This is a genomic window from Flagellimonas oceanensis, from assembly GCF_003992595.1.
GTDB lineage: Bacteria > Bacteroidota > Bacteroidia > Flavobacteriales > Flavobacteriaceae > Flagellimonas > Flagellimonas oceanensis.
The window spans coordinates 41,383-62,840 of the sequence record NZ_RZNA01000049.1 but is presented as its reverse complement, the minus strand read 5'-3'; the positions used below and the strand labels follow the sequence as shown (position 1 = coordinate 62,840).

The 21,458-nt window shown below is 41.1% G+C and carries 18 protein-coding genes; 13 read left to right on the top strand and 5 right to left on the bottom strand.

Annotation, left to right across the window (positions count from 1 at the left end; all coding sequences use genetic code 11):
- Positions 1-90 precede the first annotated feature (90 nt).
- The 4 genes from EO132_RS16120 (at position 91) to EO132_RS16105 (ending at position 4,892) form a co-directional block, all read left to right on the top strand.
- Positions 91-690: an SPOR domain-containing protein gene (locus tag EO132_RS16120; protein WP_127138848.1), complete on the top strand. Its 600-nt coding sequence runs from the start codon at positions 91-93 to the stop codon at positions 688-690.
- Between the two features lie 2 nt (positions 691-692).
- Entirely contained in the window at positions 693-1,601 is a 909-nt protein-coding gene (gene menA / locus EO132_RS16115; RefSeq protein WP_127138847.1) for a 1,4-dihydroxy-2-naphthoate octaprenyltransferase, read from the top strand.
- A gap of 33 nt (positions 1,602-1,634) precedes the next feature.
- Positions 1,635-2,390 (top strand): LytR/AlgR family response regulator transcription factor, encoded by a 756-nt coding sequence (locus EO132_RS16110; protein ID WP_127138846.1) that lies wholly within the window; start codon positions 1,635-1,637, stop codon positions 2,388-2,390.
- Between the two features lie 540 nt (positions 2,391-2,930).
- On the top strand, positions 2,931-4,892 hold the full coding sequence (locus EO132_RS16105; RefSeq protein ID WP_127138845.1) for a sensor histidine kinase: 1,962 nt from the start codon (positions 2,931-2,933) through the stop codon (positions 4,890-4,892).
- Between the two features lies 1 nt (position 4,893).
- On the opposite strand, the gene EO132_RS16100 is transcribed toward EO132_RS16105, so the two are convergent.
- Positions 4,894-5,688 carry an SDR family oxidoreductase gene (locus EO132_RS16100; RefSeq protein ID WP_127138844.1) on the bottom strand — a complete coding sequence of 265 codons (795 nt, stop codon included), beginning with the start codon at positions 5,686-5,688 and terminating at the stop codon, positions 4,894-4,896.
- A 45-nt stretch (positions 5,689-5,733) separates the two neighbouring features.
- Here EO132_RS16100 and EO132_RS16095 point away from each other — a divergent pair, with 45 nt between their 5' ends.
- The 5 genes from EO132_RS16095 to EO132_RS16075 all read left to right on the top strand — a co-directional run bounded on the left by EO132_RS16095 (position 5,734) and on the right by EO132_RS16075 (position 12,411).
- A complete protein-coding gene (locus EO132_RS16095; RefSeq protein WP_127138843.1) occupies positions 5,734-6,786 on the top strand; it encodes an o-succinylbenzoate synthase in 1,053 nt (350 codons plus the stop codon).
- Positions 6,777-7,739, top strand: a complete 963-nt coding sequence (locus tag EO132_RS16090) for a CPBP family intramembrane glutamic endopeptidase (RefSeq protein ID WP_127138842.1) — start codon at positions 6,777-6,779, stop codon at positions 7,737-7,739. The genes EO132_RS16095 and EO132_RS16090 overlap by 10 nt, the downstream gene beginning before the upstream one ends.
- On the top strand, positions 7,717-8,790 hold the full coding sequence (locus EO132_RS16085) for an AMP-binding protein (RefSeq protein ID WP_127138841.1): 1,074 nt from the start codon (positions 7,717-7,719) through the stop codon (positions 8,788-8,790). Before EO132_RS16090 ends, EO132_RS16085 begins: the two co-directional genes overlap by 23 nt.
- Positions 8,791-8,901: 111 nt before the next feature.
- Positions 8,902-11,001: a VWA domain-containing protein gene (locus tag EO132_RS16080; RefSeq protein WP_127138840.1), complete on the top strand. Its 2,100-nt coding sequence runs from the start codon at positions 8,902-8,904 to the stop codon at positions 10,999-11,001.
- A gap of 63 nt (positions 11,002-11,064) precedes the next feature.
- Complete coding sequence (locus tag EO132_RS16075; RefSeq protein ID WP_127138839.1) at positions 11,065-12,411, top strand: M24 family metallopeptidase; 1,347 nt, start codon at positions 11,065-11,067, stop codon at positions 12,409-12,411.
- Positions 12,412-12,416: 5 nt separating this feature from the next.
- Here EO132_RS16075 and EO132_RS16070 read toward each other — a convergent pair whose 3' ends face one another.
- Positions 12,417-14,045: an acyl-CoA carboxylase subunit beta gene (locus tag EO132_RS16070; RefSeq protein ID WP_127138838.1), complete on the bottom strand. Its 1,629-nt coding sequence runs from the start codon at positions 14,043-14,045 to the stop codon at positions 12,417-12,419.
- Between the two features lie 62 nt (positions 14,046-14,107).
- On the opposite strand from EO132_RS16070, the gene EO132_RS16065 reads away from it, so the two are divergent.
- From EO132_RS16065 to ettA, 3 genes are all read left to right on the top strand, one after another.
- Complete coding sequence (locus EO132_RS16065) at positions 14,108-15,091, top strand: Gfo/Idh/MocA family protein (RefSeq protein ID WP_127138837.1); 984 nt, start codon at positions 14,108-14,110, stop codon at positions 15,089-15,091.
- Positions 15,092-15,157: 66 nt separating this feature from the next.
- The gene (locus tag EO132_RS19355; RefSeq protein ID WP_041801594.1) at positions 15,158-15,340 is read left to right on the top strand and encodes a CAL67264 family membrane protein; all 183 of its coding nucleotides are present in this window, start codon (positions 15,158-15,160) and stop codon (positions 15,338-15,340) included.
- A gap of 33 nt (positions 15,341-15,373) precedes the next feature.
- Complete coding sequence (gene ettA, locus EO132_RS16060) at positions 15,374-17,065, top strand: energy-dependent translational throttle protein EttA (protein ID WP_127138836.1); 1,692 nt, start codon at positions 15,374-15,376, stop codon at positions 17,063-17,065.
- A 12-nt stretch (positions 17,066-17,077) separates the two neighbouring features.
- Here ettA and EO132_RS16055 read toward each other — a convergent pair whose 3' ends face one another.
- Both EO132_RS16055 and EO132_RS16050 read right to left on the bottom strand, forming a co-directional pair.
- A complete protein-coding gene (locus EO132_RS16055) occupies positions 17,078-17,746 on the bottom strand; it encodes a hypothetical protein (protein WP_127138835.1) in 669 nt (222 codons plus the stop codon).
- 69 nt (positions 17,747-17,815) lie between these two features.
- The gene (locus EO132_RS16050; protein WP_127138834.1) at positions 17,816-18,613 is read right to left on the bottom strand and encodes an MBL fold metallo-hydrolase; all 798 of its coding nucleotides are present in this window, start codon (positions 18,611-18,613) and stop codon (positions 17,816-17,818) included.
- A 169-nt stretch (positions 18,614-18,782) separates the two neighbouring features.
- Between EO132_RS16050 and EO132_RS16045 the strand changes: the two genes are divergently transcribed.
- A complete protein-coding gene (locus EO132_RS16045) occupies positions 18,783-19,673 on the top strand; it encodes a hypothetical protein (protein ID WP_127138833.1) in 891 nt (296 codons plus the stop codon).
- A gap of 78 nt (positions 19,674-19,751) precedes the next feature.
- Here EO132_RS16045 and fumC read toward each other — a convergent pair whose 3' ends face one another.
- On the bottom strand, positions 19,752-21,149 hold the full coding sequence (gene fumC, locus EO132_RS16040; RefSeq protein ID WP_127138832.1) for a class II fumarate hydratase: 1,398 nt from the start codon (positions 21,147-21,149) through the stop codon (positions 19,752-19,754).
- Positions 21,150-21,458: the final 309 nt, after the last annotated feature.

The following is a 21,458-nucleotide window of genomic DNA, read 5'->3' as shown; positions in this document are numbered from 1 at the left end:
TAGGTAAATATTTTATTTTTGTAGGGATTCAGATTAACTTATTGGTTGTTATGCATTTAGCATAGCACATAATTATAACCCCTTCACAATATGCCTTTTATTGAAGAAAGCGATTTGTTGGACCTTCATAAGGATATAGACAAGGCCCAGATTATCAACGAAAGACTTCTCGATCAGATAAAATATAAGAATAAAGACCTGCGTAAAATCAAACTGCAACGAAACATTCTTCTAGGTTTTGTTGGTCTGTTTGTCATTGGAACTTTGGCTATTACATCGTTTACCGCAGGGCTTAGTAGTAAGCAATCTTTTGATAATCAAAGTAATGTACTTGTTTCCATTGATAGTTTGGATGTGATCAAAGCACGAATAGACAATCTTAGGGATCAAAATGAAGAGTTGAGCTTGGTGAGGGAGTTCTACTTGGCCAAAGAGTTTTTGAACAAAGAAAAAATCTATTCCGTACAGGTAAAATCCTTTGTTGAAAACAATGTGACTTTAGCCTCAGAGGCATTGACCAACACTCTTTTTGTGAAGACGAACCCTTTTTATGCTTATTCCTTGGGTAATTTTGAAACCTTGGAAGAAGCACAGAAGTTCAGAAAACAATTGGTACAAATGGGATTCCAAGATGCATTCGTGGCATCTTACCAAGATGGCCAAAGAGTTAAAATAGAAGATCCGTATTAATCTTGGGAAACACAAAGGCTTGGGTACAAGCTGCTAGACTTCGCACACTTCCACTTTCTTTATCCGGAATTATAGCAGGAACGGCATTGGCCGTAATGGAAAACCAGTTTGATTGGCTACTATTTACATTGGCCTTGCTGACCACGGTTGGCTTTCAGGTTACCTCCAATTTTGCCAACGACTATGGGGATGGGGTAAAGGGAACCGATAATGAGGATCGTATAGGGCCAGCAAGAGCCATTCAAAGTGGTTCCATAACAAGAAGCTCTCTCAAAAAGGGGATAATCATTTCCATTATCATCAGTATGTTGATTGCCTTGGCCCTGATTTATTCGGCTTTTGGTTTGGAAAACTTCTTCTACATACTGTTATTTTTTGTACTCGGCCTGTTGAGCATTTGGGCAGCAATAAAATACACCGTAGGCTCCAATGCGTATGGGTACAGAGGTATGGGTGACCTATTTGTTTTTCTTTTCTTCGGACTATTGGGCGTGTTGGGAAGCATGTTCCTCTACACCAAATCGTTGGGCTGGAATGCTGTTTTACCAGCGGTTGCCATTGGTTTTTTATGTGTTGGGGTATTGAATTTGAACAATTTGAGGGATGTGGTTTCCGATAAAAAGCACGGTAAAATCACTATGGTGGTCAAAATGGGGTTCGATAATGGAAAACGGTATCATTCCTTCTTGATATTGATGGCCTTGGTTTGTTTTGTATTATTCCTTTGGTTGGAAAACTTTGGCTGGAAAGCATCTTTCTTTATGCTGGCCTTTGTTCCTTTATTGATTCATTTGCGAAAAGTGATGCTAACCCAAAACCCTGGGGATTTGGATGCTGAATTAAAAAAAGTAGCATTGAGCACTTTTTTATTGGCGTTATTATTCTTAATTTCTGTTAATATTTTTTTGTAAATTTGATTTACAACCAAATAAACGTAAAGGAACTTGGAACATCCGATAAAAATTTTAATCGTAGAGGATAATGTCATTATTGCAGATGACATGCAATCCATGCTAGAGGAAATCGGCTATGAAATCGTGGACAATGTTATTGTGTATGAACAGGCCGTAGATGTATTGAAAAACAACCATGTTGATCTTGTATTGATTGACATCATTTTGGCTTCGGACAAAACAGGTATCGACCTTGGTAAGCACATTCGTGATACCTACAACATCCCGTTTATATTTGTTACCTCCAACTCCGACCGCGCCACAGTGGAAAATGCCAAAACGGTAAAGCCGGATGGTTATTTGGTAAAGCCTTTTGAGCAGCAGGATTTGTATACTTCCATTGAAATTGCACTGTCCAACTTCAATTATGAGAAGAAAGGTGTTCAAAAGGTTGATGATGATGACGCAGCGGACGAAATCACTTCAAACTCCGTGCTCAAGGATTCCATTTTTGTGAAGAAACAACATCTGTATTACCGAATACAGTTTACCGATATCCAATTCATTAAGGCGGATAATGTTTATTTGGAGGTCAATACAGCCGATAAAAAGTTTTTGGTACGTTCCCCGTTAAAGGATTATTTGGAAAAGTTACCGAAGAACAAATTTTACAGAGCACATAAGTCATACATTGTGAATGTGGACCATATCGATGCCATCAACTCCAAGGACATTATGATCAACAATAACTTGATTCCGATTTCCAAAGACTTTAAAGAATTTATTCTATCGTCGATGAACAGCTAGTTTATCAGATACAAAATAGTATATATAAGCGCCCTTCAAAGGCGCTTTTTTTGTGCCACAACACTTATGAAAGGGGAAGACCACAACTTTGGGGACATTCGCAACAATATTTTCACAGCTTCGAAGAACAGCCATACTTTAGCAGTGTTAATAATTCAGAAAGTAATTTTTTCATTTTCATATAGTGTTCTCGTAAAAGGGTCTTGTTGTAAAAAGCAGGGCCTTTTTCAATTTTAGAAGCTCCGTGTTTAGAGCAAAACTCCACAAACGGCACAAAACATCGATAAAATGCCACTTGGCATACGCCAGTTGTCATTTCACAACAGAATAGGGCACTTTCACAACAATAACGGTCAAGTCTCTATCTTGAGATTTAATTTTGTGGCTAAACTAGCGTTCTTTATGTACCCCATACGTTGCAAATCAGCATAAGTTCCGTTTTTTGAATTGATTTGGTATCGGGGGCAATAAAGGAAAAAAGGGCACGATAATAATATAGAGTCTTTGGTAAATGCCAAGGACGCTGTATCAATTAAATTAATGGGACGTTACGTAAGATTTTTATTTACCGCGATATATTTTGTATTTCTTTCCACAACAACGGCACAGAGTATTGATGGAGAAGAGGAAAGTGTCCTGAAGGAATTTCAGGATACCGACCAACCCGCTCAGCGGTTCCAGGTCTTTTTCAATTCTTTGGACAGGTACAATGTGAATTCTGCCTATGATTGGTTGGATACCATCAAAATCTATCTGGCCAATGCCGAAAAAACAGAGGATACCATTGCATCCCGTCTCTACCAAATCATGCAAGCGCAGGTCTACAACGATTTGGGCGAATACGACAAGAGTACCGTCCTCGCCAAGGAATTGATGGATGCCAAGGACTCTTTTGATATAGCCTACCAAAAAGTAATACTCGACGTGCTCGACAATAATTATGCTAACCTTCAACTCTATGATAAGCAAATAGAAATTCGGGAAGAAAAGCGTGAATTGGGTATTACGGAGAACGTTGCTTTCTACGATATTTATAGCAATTTGGGGTTGTACAGGGAAGCGTGGCAACAATATGCCCAAGAGGTAAAACCCACCATTGCGGACAATGATTCCTATGCGTTGGCCAAGTACCATACCAAAATGGGTAACTACCTTCGATTGGACGATTCTGCTCCAACTGCACTTAAGGAATTGAACAAAGCCAAAGGATATTTGAATGTTTACCTTAACGATGTCTCCATTCAAAACAGTGAAAGTGACATTTTTGAGGCCGAATTGCTCAAGGCCCGTATAGATGGCGGTATTGCCAAATGTCATGTAGAATTGGGTGAGTATGAGACGGCCATACCGTTACTGGAGGAAAGCATCAAAATATTAAAAACATCCGCGAGCAATGCGGACCAAAGTGAAGTGGTGGAAAACTCTTTGTTTTTAGCCGAAGCCAATCTACAGGAAGATGCTTTTTCAAAAGCAAAAACAATACTTGATCAAGAGTTTGACAACATCAGTGTTCTTCAAACCATAAAAAGGAACAGCCTATTGGCTGCCTATTATGATAAAATAGAAAGTTACAAGAACGCAACAGCGTACTACAAACGCAATGAAAGGATAGAAGACTCCTTGGCAGAGAAGCAATCGACCATCATAAAACAGCAATTGGTAACCATTGTAGCCAATAAGAACTTGGAGAATTCGCAAAGGTTGATAGATGAACAAAAGCGAATAAACGAATTGGCCCGTAGTGAGATGAAGGCCAAAGATGAGCGAATCAATCTGGTGTTTATTTCATTGATATTTACCCTTTTGGGATTTGCAGGTTTGGTTTATGCGTATTTGAAAAGTATCAAAAACCAACGATTGATCGCCGAGCAAAAACATATTATTGAAAACTCACTTGTCGAAAAAGACTCCCTTTTAAAGGAAATCCACCACAGGGTAAAGAACAATCTGCAAATGGTTTCCAGTTTGTTGAGCCTACAGACCAAAAATACCCGAAGTAAGGCTGCTATTGTGGCCTTGGAAGAAGGTAAGAGCAGGGTAAAGGCCATGGCACTGATTCATCAAAAGTTATATCAGAATGATGACCTTTCGGTTATTGAGATGCAAGGCTATATTGAAAGTTTGATCAATAGCGTACAATCCGTTTACAAAAAGGGTGGGCACAACATCAGTATTACCATTGATGCCGAAGGAACCGAGTTGGACATTGACCGTGCCATTCCATTTGGTTTGATTTTGAACGAGCTCGTATCCAATTCCTTCAAGTATGCCTTTCCTGAAAATGATGAGAACGGTAAAATTTATATCCATTTGCGTAAAAACGGAGACCAAGGGTATTTTGAATATACCGATAACGGGGTGGGACTACCTGAAGACACTGATGAGCGCTCACACTCTTCCATGGGAATTCGATTGATCAACCGATTGGTAAATCAGCTTCAATCCAAATTGAATGTGGATAGAAATGTGGAAGGGGTACGGTTCTGGTTCAATTTCAGTTGATTTACCGAACCTGACTCTTCAATACCATTTTGTGCAATAGTTTCGGGAAAAAACGCTTCAAATAGATTCCTTTCACCTCTTTTCCTCCCACGTATACTTCAAACTTCTCCTTTTCAATGGCAGAAATCATCTTTTTGGCCGCCAAAGCAGGTGTGATACCATTCTGGGTGGCCACATCATCATTCTTTTGTGCAGAACCATCTGCCGTCAATGCGTTTTTGGCCACATCGGTCTGAACAAAACCAGGGCACACCAGGGTTACTTTGACACCATCTTTTTCGTGTTCCATGCGCATAACATCAAAAAAACCATGAAGGGCATGTTTAGCCCCACAATAACCAGAACGATAGGGAGAACCAAACTTTCCCATGAGACTGGTAACCGTTACAAAATGCCCTGTTTTGTTTGTGATGAAATGCGGTAAAATCGCTTTGGACAGGGCTACGGTTCCCAAGTAGTTGATGTCCATTAATTGCTTGTAGACTTCCAATTGGGTATCCTTGATCAAAGAGCGTTGACTGATTCCGGCATTGTTTACTAAAATATCGATTGTACCATAAAAGGAAATGGCCTTTTGGATAAGTATTTCCATCTCTTTGTGATTTTTAAGATCCAAAGGCAAAATAGAAATGTTGTCCGTGTTACCACATAATGCTTTTACCTTGATGAGTTCTTCTTCCCTTCTTGAGGAAAGAATCAAATTGCAGGAGTTGGAACTGAGTGCCAGTGCCAAACTCTTGCCTATTCCTGAGGACGCGCCCGTGATCCAAATGGTTTTTCCATGGATACTTCCCATAAGTACTGTTTTAGATTCAAAATATACTTAAATTTGGCCTACTTCATGAAAGCAAACTACAATAAGTACATCCTCGATTTTAAGGTTCCCAGTGGCACTTCGCGCGGGATAATGACCCAAAAAGAAACCTGGTACATTATCCTAAAAAATGATGATGCATTTGGCATAGGGGAGTGCGGGATACTCAGAGGTTTAAGTGTCGATGATATCCCGGATTATGAGCAACGGCTTGCTTGGGCCTGTGACAACATCCATTTGGGAAAGGATGCTTTGTTGAATGATTTACGTGAATATCCATCCATTCAGTTTGGATTAGAGCAAGCATTTTTGTCTTTGCAATCGAAGAATCCATTCGAACTTTTTCCGTCCGATTTTACCCAAAATGAATCGCCAATACCCATAAATGGCCTTATTTGGATGGGAGATGAAGCTTACATGCTCAAACAATTGGAGCAAAAGTTGAAAGATGGTTTTGGTTGTATCAAAATGAAAATCGGTGCTATCGATTTTGAAAAGGAAATGGCAATACTCAAATCCATTCGGGATAATTTTTCGCCAGAAGAAATTGAACTCCGAGTAGACGCCAACGGTGCTTTCTTACCTGAAGAAGCTGTGCAAAAGCTGGAGCGTTTATCAAAGTTTAAGTTACATTCCATAGAGCAACCCATAAAGGCAGGTCAGTGGGAGGAAATGGCCAAGCTCTGCGAAAAAACACCACTGCCCATTGCGTTGGATGAGGAATTAATCGGAATTTTTGATGTAACAGAAAAAGAGAAACTACTACAAACCATACAACCGCAATACATTATATTGAAACCAAGTCTGATTGGTGGAATACAAGGTTGCAAAGAATGGATAGCTTTGGCGGAAAAGCAAGATATCGGCTGGTGGATTACCAGTGCGTTGGAAAGTAATATAGGCCTCAATGCCATAGCCCAATTCACATACGCTTTGGGCACTACAATGCCCCAAGGTTTGGGAACAGGAAGCCTTTTTACAAATAATATCGACAGCCCTTTGGAAGTGTCGAAGGGTCAAATTTTTTACAGGCAGGGTAATGTCTGGAATATGGATTTAATACAAGAAATATGTACATAGAACAAGCATACAAAGGGCTGTCCGATGGTTGGCGGTATTTAATCGGTTTTATTATAATTTTTATTGGATGGCAACTGCTTGGAGGGGTTCCCTTGGTATTTGCGGTCATGCTCAAAAGCGGTCCTCAAGCCCTCATGGACTCAGACTACGGTGCAATGGCCGACTCCCTCGGACTAAATATGTTCTTTTTTTTGATACTGCTCATGTTTGTAGTGGCCATGATAAGTTTATGGGTTGCGGTAAAATTCATTCATAAATTATCCATCAAGAATTTTACCACTTCCAGAAAAAAAATTGATTGGAAGAGGATAATTTTTGCTTTTACGCTTTGGGGAATCGTTTCCGTGTCCTTGGTGTTTTTGGACATTTATATGTCCCCCGAAAATTATGAGTTTCAATTCAAACCCGTACCTTTTTTAATTTTATTGCTCATATCCATTGTTATGATTCCCATACAAACCAGTTTTGAGGAATATTTTACAAGAGGGTATCTGATGCAGGGCATTGGGATAGCCGCCAAAAACAGGTGGTTACCGTTTATAATCAGTTCCACATTGTTTGGTTTGCTACACATTGTAAACCCCGAAGTGGAAAAACTCGGCTACGGCATTTTGGTCTATTATATAGGGACTGGTTTTTTTCTGGGTATTTTGACCCTGATGGATGAAGGATTGGAATTGCCCTTGGGTTTCCACGCTGCCAATAATTTTTTCACGGCGATACTCGTTACTGCGGATTGGACCGCTTTCCGCACCAATTCCCTTTATAAAGATGTTTCGGAACCTGTACTGGGGTGGGATGTTCTTATTCCCGTGTTTGTGATTTATCCTATTTTGCTGTTTGTTTTTTCCAAAAAGTATGGTTGGAACAACTGGAAGGAAAAACTTTTTGGACGCGTATTGTCCAAAGAAGAATTTGTAGCATTGACCGATGGCGAATCCGACTTGGCATAACATTCATCCCGATTTTAGACTTAACGGCATACGGTTTTCAACAAAAGAGCTTGTCAAAATAGGGCAATACCTGTCAATAGAAGGGGAACCTTTTGAAAAATCGATAGGCGACTTTTTATGTGATTGGACTTCGGACGCTTCAACTTTGAACGTTCAAACCTCTGGGTCTACAGGAAATCCGAAAACCATCACACTTAAAAAAGAGCACATGGTCAATTCAGCATTGGCCACTGGAGCGTATTTTGGATTGAAACCCAAGCAAAAAGCGCTGTTATGCTTGCCCTGCACTGGAATTGCAGGTAAAATGATGTTGGTCCGGGCTATGGTTCTCGGTCTGCATTTGGATTACGTGGAACCCTCTTCGACCCCATTGCCAAACAACGATAAAACTTATGATTTTGTGGCCATGGTACCACTTCAGGTTCAAAATTTGTTAGATACCATGGACAGAATTAAACAGCTTATCGTTGGCGGAGCCCCAGTGGATTTGAGTTTAAGAAGAGCACTTGCCGAACTATCCGTTCATGCTTATGAAACCTATGGGATGACGGAGACTATTACGCATATTGCCGTAAAGCGAATTAATGCGGAATCAACTAGTTATTTTGAAGCCTTGCCGAATGTTGCTGTTTCACTAGATGATAGAGGATGTCTAGTGATTGATGCCCCAAACATTTCGGATGAGAAAATAATCACGAATGATTTGGTGGAATTAATAGGTGAAAATCAATTTAATTGGTTGGGTAGATATGATTCCATCATCAATTCGGGAGGGGTTAAATTGGTGCCTGAGAAAATTGAGGACAAGTTGTCCAGTCTCATTCAATCCCGTTTTTTTGTAGCAGGGCTGCCCGATGATACCTTGGGCCAGAAGTTGATATTGATTGTTGAAGACGAATCAGTCAACAACGGAAAACTGCTTCAGACCATTAAACAGCTAAAGAGTCTATCAAAATACGAGGTACCTAAAGCGGTTTACTCTGTAAAAACCTTTGAAGAGACTTCAACTAAGAAGGTGGACCGTAAAAAAACCTTGGAGCAAATCAAGTAAACTAACTCTTATGGACAGTTCACTTGCTATAATTGCTCACTGACTAATTCCAACTTTTCTACCTACATGATTGGTACTAGGTTAGCTATAAATCTAAAAACCGTATCAATTATGAAAAATCAAGTTTTACTTTTTCTGCTAGCAATTTCTTTTCAGATTGCTGCACAACAAAATACTGTAACCGGTGTGGTTACGGATTCGGATAACGCTCCACTGCCTGGGGTCAATGTTATGGTAAAAGAAACCACGAAGGGTACTCAAACCGATTTTGATGGACAATATAGCGTAGTGGCTTATCAGGGCCAGACCTTGATTTTTTCCTATATAGGATTTAAATCCAAAGAGGTCAAAATAGGGGTGAACAAAACAATCAATGTACAATTGGAGGAAAGTAGTGCGGCTTTGGAAGAGGTTGTAGTTGTTGGATATGGCACATCAAGACAGAATAGGGCCACGGGATATGCGATACAGTCTGTAGCGTCGCCAGCCCAAATCAAACGTAGAAAACAGAAAGCCTACCATCAATCCATAGCCCATGCATTGCAGGGTAATGCGGCTGGGGTCCAAGTTGCTGAAGAGGTAAGTTTTATGAAAATAAGGGGTAAAGCATCCATCAAAGCTGGAAATGAGCCTCTTTATATTGTGGATGGCACACCGATACGAAAGCAAAATAATACGGTAATAGCTCAGTTAGACCCTTCCAAAATAGACAAAATCAATTTCTACAAGGGAGCCAAAGCAAGAAGCTTGTTTGGGTCATCGGCTAAAAATGGCTGTATCGTAATCACAACCAAACAAGGGAACTATCAGATCCAAAATGATGAAAAATATGCCGAGATCACTGAAAACCAATTCGAGCATGTCTCTTTGAGCCCGCTTTCCACTTTTTCCATAGATGTGGACAAAGCATCCTACAGTAATATTCGCAGAATGATCAACAACGGTCAACAAATACCTGTGGATGCCGTTAAAGTGGAAGAAATGATTAATTATTTCAATTATTCCTATCCACAACCCAAAGAACATCCGTTCTCCATAAACACAGAAGTGGTTCAGACACCATGGAACAAGGATACCCAATTGGTACGCATTGGTTTACAAGGTAAAACTTATCAGAATGAAGAATTACCAGCGTCGAACCTTACATTTTTGATAGATGTTTCAGGTTCCATGGGGAGTGCCAATAAATTACCCTTGCTAAAATCCGCATTCAAACTATTGGTAAATCAATTACGTGAAAAGGATAAGGTTTCCATTGTGGTATATGCCGGTGCAGCTGGAGTGGTTCTGGAACCCACACGAGGGGATAAGAAAATGGAAATTACAAAGGCTTTGGAGAATTTGCATTCAGGAGGTTCCACAGCTGGAGGTGCAGGAATTGAGTTAGCTTATAAACTGGCCAGTAAAAATTTCATTAAAAATGGGAACAACAGGGTGATTTTGGCTACCGACGGCGATTTTAATGTAGGGCCATCCAGTGACAAGGACATGGTAAAACTTATCGAAGAAAAACGTAAGTCAGGCGTATTCTTATCTGTTTTAGGTTTTGGCATGGGAAATTACAAAGATTCAAAAATGGAGAAATTGGCTGATAAAGGGAATGGAAACCATGCATATATCGATACCATGCAAGAAGCCCAAAAAATATTCGGTCAAGAATTTGGAGGCACACTGTACACCATAGCCAAAGATGTGAAGATACAAGTGGAGTTTAATCCTTCGGTTGTTGGAGCCTACCGTTTGATAGGGTATGAAAACAGAATGCTGGCCGATGAAGATTTTATTGATGACACCAAGGATGCAGGAGAATTAGGTAGCGGGCATACGGTAACCGCTCTTTACGAAATAGTTCCAAAAGGCACCGAAAGTCCGTTTGTGAAACCCGTTCACGATTTAAAATATACTTCCAATACGACTACTGGTGGTACAACTGAACTATTGACCGTTAAGTTCAGGTATAAAAAACCAGATGGCGATACCAGTACGGAGATTACTAAAACAGTGAAAAATGCATTGGACCAAATTTCCCCAGATTTTAGCTTCGCAGCTTCTGTTGCCTTGTTTGGACTCCATTTAAGAAAATCTCAGTTTACGAATAATAGCGAATTGGAAGATGTGGTACAATTGGCAGGGGCAGGGCTTGAAAATGACAATCAAGGATATCGTGCAGAGTTTATCCGACTCGTAAAGTCACATGCCAACAGTTTATGAAAAAGTGCCTTCGAGCACTTTTTTTATATCTGTCAAAAACGTAATTTCAGGAAAAAATCAACCATGCGAAAAACCATCAAACTAGTACTACTGCTCTTGCCTTTTATTGTAACCTCACAACAAATTCTACCCGAAGTAGAGCGAGCTCGAGTGGTGGACGAGATTTTGGAAGAACGTTTTAATGAACTCCTTCCCCAATTAATGGATGAGGCAGATTTGGATATGTGGGTATTGATATCCCGTGAATATAACGAAGACCCAGTGCTCCGGACCATGTTGCCAGCCAAGTGGTTGAATGCAAGACGTAGGACTATTTTACTTTTTTATAGGAATAAGGAAAAGAACACCATAGATAAATTGGCCGTTGCTCGATACAACATCGGTAAAAGTATCAGCTCTGCATGGGACAAGGAGAAAGAACCCGACCAATGGAAACGGTTGATGCAATTGATTACCGAACGAAACCCAGATAAAATCGGACTTAATTTTTCCAAGGACCATAATATTGCCGATGGTTTGGTTAAAACCGATTATGATGAATTTATGGCGAATCTGCCCAGAAAATACCGGTCCAAAGTGGTATCTGCAGAGCAATTGGCGGTACGTTGGATAGAAACCCGTACCCCAAGGGAGATGACCATTTTTAATCAGTTGACGGACATTACCCACGACATTATCGCGGAGGCTTTTTCAGAAAAAGTAATTACACCCGGAGTGACCACGACCACCGAAGTGGAGTGGTGGATGCGTCAAAAAGTAACGGATTTAGGTCTGGAGACATGGTTTCATCCCACAGTGGATATTCAGCGTACCAGCGAGGAATTAGTAGGTCATTTGTATTCCTTTTCAGGTCGTCCAGATGAAGCTGTGATCCAGCGCGGGGATTTATTGCATTGTGATTTTGGAATTACCTACCTGCGTTTGAACACCGACTGTCAGGAATTGGCCTACGTGCTGAAACCAGAAGAAACAGAAGCACCTTCCTTTTTGGTAAATGCCTTATATGATGGTAATCGTGTACAGGATTTTTTGACCCAGAACATGGTCAAGGGCAGGGTAGGAAACGATATTTTGGACAAAGCCTTGCAAGATGCCAAAGATGCTGGGTTGCGACCATCTATTTATACCCATCCACTGGGAACGTATGGGCACTCTGCAGGAACCACTATCGGGATGTGGGATGCACAAGGCGGTGTGATGAAGGATGATGGAGAGAACTATCCATTAAACCCGAATACCGCTTATGCCATTGAGTTGAATGCCACCGTGAATATTCCAGAATGGAATAGGGACATTCGAATCATGTTGGAGGAGCCTGGCTTCTTCGGAGAAGATGGATTCCGGTACATCAATGGTAGACAAACGGAATTGTTACTGATTCCACGCCCCAAATCACATTTAGGGAATTAAAAACCTTATACCTGAAGCACTCCCATATTGAATTTTTTCTCAATAGGGGAATGGTTGGCGGCCTCAATCCCCATGGAAATCCATTTGCGGGTGTCCAATGGATTGATTATGCCATCCGTCCAAAGACGGGCAGCGGCGTAGTAGGGAGATATTTGGTCATCGTAGCGTTGTTTGATTTCATCAAAAAGCTCTTTTTCCTTTTCAGCATCTACGGATTCGCCACTTTTCTTCAAACTGGCTTTTTCAATCTGTAAAAGCACTTTTGCAGCGGAGTTTCCACTCATCACTGCAAGTTCAGCACTAGGCCAGGCCACAATCAATCTTGGGTCGTAGGCTTTGCCGCACATGGCATAATTTCCAGCGCCGTAGCTGTTTCCGATTACAATGGTAAATTTGGGTACCACGGAATTACTTACCGCATTTACCATTTTGGCTCCGTCTTTAATAATACCGCCGTGCTCACTTTTACTGCCTACCATAAATCCTGTGACATCTTGTAAGAACACCAACGGAATTTTCTTTTGATTGCAATTGGCAATAAATCGGGTGGCCTTGTCCGCGGAATCGGAGTAAATGACGCCACCAAACTGCATTTCGCCCTTTTTGGTTTTGACCACTTTACGTTGGTTGGCAACGATTCCTACGGCCCAACCGTCGATACGTGCGTAGCCCGTTAAAATAGTTTGTCCATAGCCTTCCTTATACTGTTCAAATTCTGAATCATCGACCAGACGTTTTATGATTTCCAACATGTCGTATTGGTCGCTGCGGGATGCGGGCAGTAGTCCAAAAATATCATCAGGATTCTCCGCTGGTTTTTTCGCTTCAACCCTGTTGAATCCAGCCTTGTCAAAATCCCCGATTTTGTCTACAATGTTTTTGATCTTGTCCAGGGCATCTTTATCATCCTTGGCTTTGTAATCGGTAACCCCGCTGATTTCGGAGTGTGTTGTGGCGCCCCCCAAAGTTTCATTGTCAATGGACTCCCCAATGGCAGCTTTTACCAGATAACTACCTGCTAAAAATATGCTTCCCGTTTTGTCTACGATCAAAGCTTCGTCACTCATAATGGGCAAGTATGCCCCACCAGCAACGCAACTGCCCATTACAGCGGCAATTTGGGTAATTCCCATGCTGCTCATTACGGCATTGTTCCTGAAAATTCGTCCAAAATGTTCTTTGTCTGGGAATATTTCATCTTGCATGGGCAAATAAACCCCTGCACTGTCCACCAAATAAATGATGGGCAATCTGTTTTCAATGGAAATTTCTTGGGCACGTAGATTTTTCTTTCCCGTGATGGGGAACCAAGCACCTGCTTTTACGGTAGCGTCGTTGGCCACGACCACACATTGTTTGCCTTGCACGTAGCCTATCTTAACTACAACACCTCCAGAGGGACACCCGCCGTGTTCCTCATACATATCCTCTCCTGCAAACGCACCTATTTCAATGGAATCTGCATCCTGGTCCAATAAATAATCGATTCGTTCCCGTGCGGTCATTTTACCTTTGGCATGGTGCTTTTCAATACGGCTTTTTCCGCCACCGAGCTTTACCTTGGCCAGTCTGCGCTTTAGGTCGGATAATTTTAACTTATTATGGTCTTCGTTCTTATTGAAGTTTATGTCCATTCTGCTTTAAATTCTTTTCGTTGGTTAAAGATAAGGAGTTATAATCATTACTTTTGAACTATATGGAAACCAAAATACGATGGGGCATAGTAGGCCCGGGAAAAATTGCCAGGAAATTTGTGTCGGACCTTTTGCTTGTGCCTGATGCCGAGGTTGCTGCAGTGGCATCACGATCAATGGAACGGGCCAAAGAGTTCGCAGATGAATACAAAGTGGAACATACATTTGGGAGTTATGATGAATTGTTCCAATCAGGAACAGTCGATGTGGTCTACATTGCCACTCCCCATAATTTCCATAAGGAGTTGTCCTTAAAAGCACTTGAAAACGGGATTGGTGTATTGTGCGAAAAACCAATGGGCGTCAATAGGGCAGAAGTGGTGGAACAGGTAAATGCATCGAAGCAACACAATGCTTTTTTGATGGAAGCCATGTGGTCGCGTTTTAATCCATCTATCCAAAAAGTGAAACAACTTGTTGATGCTGGGAATTTGGGAGACCTGAAATATCTCCATGCCGATTTTGCGTTTTATGCTCTGGATAGGGATGAAGATTCCAGATTATTGAATCCTAATTTGGCTTCAGGGACGATTCTTGATATTGGGATTTATCCGATTTTCTTGTCCTATCTGTTGCTGGGAATGCCAGATGAAATTTTGGCGACATCCAAATTCCATAAAAATGGAACGGAATTGCAGACCAGTATGATTTTTGACTATCCAGATGCTCAAGCTATGCTTTATAGTGGTTTTACGAGCAATTCTAAAATGGAAGCAGAAATTTCAGGAACAAAAGGGGAGGTATTCCTAAACCCAAGATGGCATGAAGCTGATGGCTTTACTTTAGTAAAAGGAGAAGAAACCAATCAAGTTGACCTGCCTCTAACTGGAATTGGTTACTATTACGAAATCTTGGAGGTTCATAGGTGTTTAAAGGAAAAGAAAGTCGAGAGTGACCTGTGGTCGCATCAAAATAGTCTGGATTTATCAGAGTTGATGGATACTGTAAGGGAAAAATGTGGGGTTAGCTTTCCATTTGAAACATAATCCTTAATAATAACTTTACATTATCCCTATTTTTACGATATTTGAAACTCTTCAGAAAAAAATATAATGGGAATGAATAAGAACACAGTGCTGGCCTATGCCACATGGATTATGATTTTGGTGGGTTTGGGAATGATAGCACTTGGAGCTTTTAAATATGATGAAGTAGCAGGATGGGGCTTTGCTGCTGTTGGAATAGGATTTTTTGCCGTAGCCTGGGTATTCAATGCCTTAAAAGGTAGAGTGTAGCCTCTTTTTCATAAACAATTTAATTTACAGTAAATGTCAGACGATAAAAAAGTCATTTTTTCAATGTCTGGGGTAACCAAAACCTTTAAAACGGCCAATACCCCTGTACTTAAAAATATATACCTAAGCTTTTTCTACGGGGCCAAAATCGGAATTTTGGGTCTGAACGGTTCAGGTAAGTCCACCTTGTTGAAAATAATCGCGGGTGTGGATAAAAACTATCAGGGTGATGTGGTTTTCTCGCCGGGTTATTCAGTTGGTTATTTGGAACAGGAGCCACAGTTGGATGAGAACAAAACCGTTCTTGAAGTGGTTAAGGAAGGTGTTGCCGAAACCGTGGCCATTTTGGACGAGTACAATAAAATCAACGATATGTTCGGTCTGCCCGAAGTGTATGAGGATGCCGATAAGATGCAAAAGTTGATGGACAAGCAAGCAGCGCTTCAAGATCAAATTGATGCTGCAAATGCATGGGAACTGGATACGAAATTGGAAATTGCGATGGATGCCCTTCGTACACCAGAATCCGACAAAAAGATAAGCGTACTTTCCGGTGGTGAACGAAGAAGAGTGGCCTTGTGCCGTTTGTTATTGAAAGAGCCCGATGTACTATTGTTGGATGAGCCCACCAACCACTTGGATGCTGAATCGGTACATTGGTTGGAGCATCATTTGGCACAATACAAGGGAACCGTTATCGCTGTAACGCACGACCGTTATTTCTTGGACAACGTTGCTGGTTGGATTTTGGAATTGGATCGCGGTGAAGGTATTCCATGGAAAGGGAACTACTCCAGCTGGTTGGACCAAAAAGCAAAACGATTGGAGCAAGAAAGCAAACAGGCTTCCAAGCGTCAAAAAACCTTGGAACGTGAGCTGGATTGGGTTCGTCAAGGTGCCAAAGGCAGACAGGCCAAACAAAAGGCCCGTTTAAAGAATTATGACAAACTCCTCAGTCAAGATCAAAAACAGATAGAGGAAAAGTTGGAAATCTATATCCCGAACGGACCTCGTTTGGGAACCAATGTTATCGAGGCGAAAGGTGTAAGCAAAGCTTTTGGTGACAAATTGCTCTATGAAGACCTCAATTTTAATTTGCCACAAGCAGGTATTGTGGGCATTATTGGTCCCAACGGTGCTGGTAAGACCACCATTTTTAAAATGATCATGGGAGAATTGACTCCCGATAAAGGTGAATTTGAAGTCGGTGAGACGGCGAAGTTGGCTTATGTGGATCAATCACACTCCAATATTGACCCGGAAAAAACCATTTGGGAAAACTTTAGCGATAGCCAGGAATTGATCATGATGGGAGGGAAGCAAGTGAATTCACGAGCATACCTGAGCCGATTTAATTTCTCTGGTAGCGAACAGAACAAGAAAGTGAATATGCTTTCCGGTGGTGAACGTAACCGTCTCCACTTGGCCATGACGCTAAAGGAAGAGGGTAATGTGCTCCTTTTGGATGAGCCTACCAACGATTTGGATGTGAACACGCTCCGTGCCTTGGAAGAAGGTTTGGAGAATTTTGCAGGTTGTGCAGTGATTATTTCCCACGATAGATGGTTCTTGGATAGGATTTGTACGCACATCCTTGCGTTTGAAGGTGATTCTCAAGTATATTTCTTTGAAGGTTCTTTCTCCGATTACGAAGAGAACAAAAAGAAACGCTTGGGAACGGATATCATGCCCAAGCGTATCAAGTACAAAAAATTGATTCGTTAAAAAAAGGAGGAATTATTCTTCTCCACCGAGATTTTTGATTCCTTCCTCCAACAGTTTTTTCGCTTTTTCCAGATAAGCTTTTTGATGAGCTGCCAAACTGTTCGGGTCTTGGTTATTTCCAGAACTTGAGCCAATGGAGTTGGAAAGTTCCACTAGTTGTTCAATGGCCTGCTCTGCGGATTGGAGTTTATCGTCGGCGTGTTTCTCGAAGACTTTGATCATCTCTAGTTCCATGGAGGCCACCGAAGCGGTTTCTTCCACTTCTGTTTCTGGGCTTTCTTCCACTTCAACAGTCTCTTCATTGGTAGTTCCGAGGGTGCATTGGTCGATTATGGTTATCAACTCGTTGATTTCCCCCAAAGCTTTCTTGGTAAAGAATCTACCAGTGTCCCAGTCAGCGGGTTCTATAGCCTGTTCCAGGGTTTCCATAGCGTCAAGGGTTTTGTTCTTTGCTTTTTGACAACTACAATCAGCCATAAAGGATTCAGCTTTTTCCATAGCGGTCAAAGCCCTTTCGGCATAATACATTTGGTGTTCAAAGTTTGTCGCATCCATGGCTTTTTTGCCATGACTGAGCGCATAGGTAACTTTGGAATAAAAATTATCACATTGATTTGCGTAGGTAGCTTGCACGGCAAAAAGTATTGCCATCACTACAAAAACATGGGATTTGGGAGCCATATTCAAGTATTTGATTTGGTTACTAAGTTAGTTGTTCTAACGATGAAAACCCGTTAATATTATATAGGACTAGTAATCTTCGTTGGGATACCAGTCCAATTGTACCACTTCTATATCGGAATCTCCTTCGTTCACAATGCTTTTGAATTTTTCAACATCACTGACATCAGGGCGTCCTCTAAAATGATAAGGGTATACTTGTTTAGGCTTGAATTCCAACACCGCATCGGCCGCACTTTCAACAGTCATGGTATAAGGTAGGTTCATACAGACAAAGGCCTTGTCAATATCTTCCAAAGCACGCATTTCGGGAATATCCTCTGTATCTCCTGAAAAATAAATGCGTTCATTACCAAAGGTAAACACATATCCATTTCCTCTGCCTTTTACATGGAAGTCTTTGGCTTCTTCCCGTAGGTTGTACATAGGAATGGCTTTTACCGAGAAACCGGATATTTCTTTGGTCTCTCCATTGTTCATGATGGTGGTTTTGGAGGATAAGGCTTCATCCATTTGTGATTTGACCGCATCCGGAGCAATAATTTCAACACCTTCCAAATCCAATTCATTCAACGTTTCGGGATTGAAATGGTCGCCGTGTATATCGGTAATGAAAATCATATCCGGTGAGGGTTGACCTTCAAAAGCTGCTTTTCCACCAACGGGATCTATATATATGGTGTTATCATCCCATTCAATTACAGCGGTGGCATGTTCTATAGGGGTTATTTCTGCAGGGGAAGGAGCCTCTACTTCTTCAATTTGAGTCTCAACCTGCGCAGTTTCCTCTTGCTTCTTTTCTTTTTCTTTACATGAAACCAGTAGAATCAGTAAAGCACTAGCAGTTAAAAGTATATTTTTTTTCATGGTGTCTTCTTTTTTTAAATCCTTTTAAAAATAAGGGATAATGAGCAGAATTGTAATTTTTTGTGAAAATTATTTCCACCCAAATAATCCAAATGCAAATCCGATGCGTATATAAACCAAACACGATTGATTAAAAACCTTAAACGAGAATCAATTAAAACAAAAAGTTATGACTGAAACAAAAAATAACAATAACGGATTGAAAGTAATTGCAGGTCTGTTGGGTGTAGTTCTTTTGGGAACCATTATTTACACTGTGAGTCTTTATCAAGATAAAAAACAAACAACCGAAGCTCTTACTCAAGAGAAAGAATTGGTTGTAGAGGATTTGAACAACTTGAAGTCTGAATACGACAAAGCTATTTTGGAAAGCAACGCCACAAACGAAGAGTTGGTTGCTGCCAGAGATAACATCGCAAAATACATTGATTCTGTAAGCAGTATGAAAGCCGATATCGCAACACTTTCACGTTACAGAAGACAAGTAAGCGTTCTTAAAGCTGAAAGAGAAGAACTATTGAAGCAAGTGGATTCCTTGACGCAATCCAACAGCTTGTTGGCCATGCAGAGAGACAGTACTTTTGCTGAGTTGGAACAACAAACCGTATTCAACGATTCTTTGATCATCCAGAACACTCAATTGGCTGATGCCGTTGAAAAAGGTTCTGCGCTTAACCTAAGCACAATCAGTGTTGATGCTATTAAAGAAAGAAACAGTGGTAAATTGGTTTCTACAAGAAGAGCCAGAGCTACTGATAAATTCAAAGTTTGTTTTACCATTGCCGATAACGTAATCGCTGAAGCTGGTGACAGAGAATTCTTTATCGAAGTTCTTGGACCACAAGGTAACGTATTGGGAGAAGGTTTGACAAAAACCACCGAGGAAGGAAGCTCTCTTACTTATAGTAAAGGTACCAACTTCTACTACGAAAACGATGCTTTGGATGTATGTGACTACATAAACAAGCCAAGTGGAGATTTCCAAGATGGAAACTACATGGTGAACGTTTATGACAACAAATTGAAATTGTTGGGTACTTCCAGCTTCGAATTGAAGTAATAAACACACACTATCACTATAATAAAAATGCCCGTCCAATTTTGGACGGGCATTTTTTATGCTTCAATCTCTGGAAGCTTATTTTAAACTGCCCACCATATCTTCAGGTTTTACCCACTCGTCATATTCTTCGGGGGTTACATATCCTAGATTAACGGCCTCTTCTCTAAGTGTAGTACCGTTTTTGTGTGCTGTATTGGCAATCTCTGCAGCCTTGTAATAACCAATTTTGGTGTTCAATGCCGTTACCAACATTAAGGAGTTGTTCAATAGCGTTTTAATGGTATCGTGATTGGGCTCAATGCCAGAAGCACAGTTCACATCAAAACTTACACAAGCATCTCCGATCAATTGGGCAGATTGCAAAATATTGGCTGCCATAACAGGTTTAAATACATTGAGTTCGTAATGACCCTGCGTGCCTCCAACACCAATGGCCACGTCGTTGCCCATTACCTGGGCACAGACCATGGTCATGGCCTCACATTGGGTAGGGTTCACTTTACCGGGCATAATGGAACTTCCAGGTTCGTTGGCAGGGATAATGATTTCCCCAATTCCAGAACGTGGTCCAGAAGCCATCATACGGATATCATTGGCAATTTTGTTCAGGGAAACGGCCAACTGTTTCAAAGCACCATGACTTTCCACAATGGCATCGTGGGCCGCCAAAGCTTCAAACTTATTCTCAGCGGTCACGAAAGGTTTTCCAGTAAATTCGGCAATGTACTTGGCGACAAGTACATCATATCCTTTCGGTGTATTCAAACCGGTACCTACAGCTGTTCCGCCCAAAGCAAGTTCGCTCAAGTGAGGCAATGTGTTTTTCAGCGCTTTCAATCCATGGTTCAATTGGGAAACGTAGCCTGAGAATTCTTGACCCAAGGTTAGGGGAGTGGCGTCCATCAAGTGGGTTCTACCAATCTTTACCACATCCTTGAACTCTTCGGATTTCTTCTGCAATGTGTCCCGTAGTTGTTCTACGCCAGGAATGGTTACTTCCACTATTTTTTTGTAAGCTGCAATGTGCATTCCTGTCGGGAAGGTATCATTGGAAGATTGACTCTTGTTCACGTCATCATTGGGCTGAATGGTTTTTTCACCCTCTCCAATTTTTTTGCCAGCGATTTCGTGGGCACGATTGGCGATTACCTCGTTCACGTTCATGTTGCTCTGCGTACCGGAGCCAGTTTGCCAAATGACCAAGGGAAACTGGTCATCGTGCTTGCCATCCAGTATTTCATCACAAACCTGTGCAATAAGGTCTCTTTTTTCTTGACTGAGCACTCCCAATTCGTGATTGGTGTAGGCCGCAGCCTTTTTTAAATAAGCAAATCCGTACACCACATCCAAGGGCATGGATGCGGGAGCACCAATTTTAAAGTTGTTTCGGGAACGTTCGGTTTGGGCGCCCCAATATTTATCGGCGGGTACCTTTACCTCGCCCATGGTATCTTTTTCAATCCTGAAACTCATAGTTTAAAATTTTGTCCTACAAAGGTAGGATATAGGGCATTTATTTGGTAGTTCATCGAGATAAATACACTTTTTTTTGCCCATCTATTTGTTTTTTTTGATAAGAAGAAAGTATCTTTGTTAAAACAAAAGGAGTAAAGATGTTCGAATTTGACCAATATTTAGGTTTTTTAGCTTTTCTAACAATTTTGACAATCGGTTTTTGGTTGATGATATTCCTATTGACCTTTGTAGTACCTTACTGGTTGATTGGCAACCTTAGGGAAATGTTTAAAGAAAGAAAAGAGGCCAAGCGTGCCCAACTAGAAG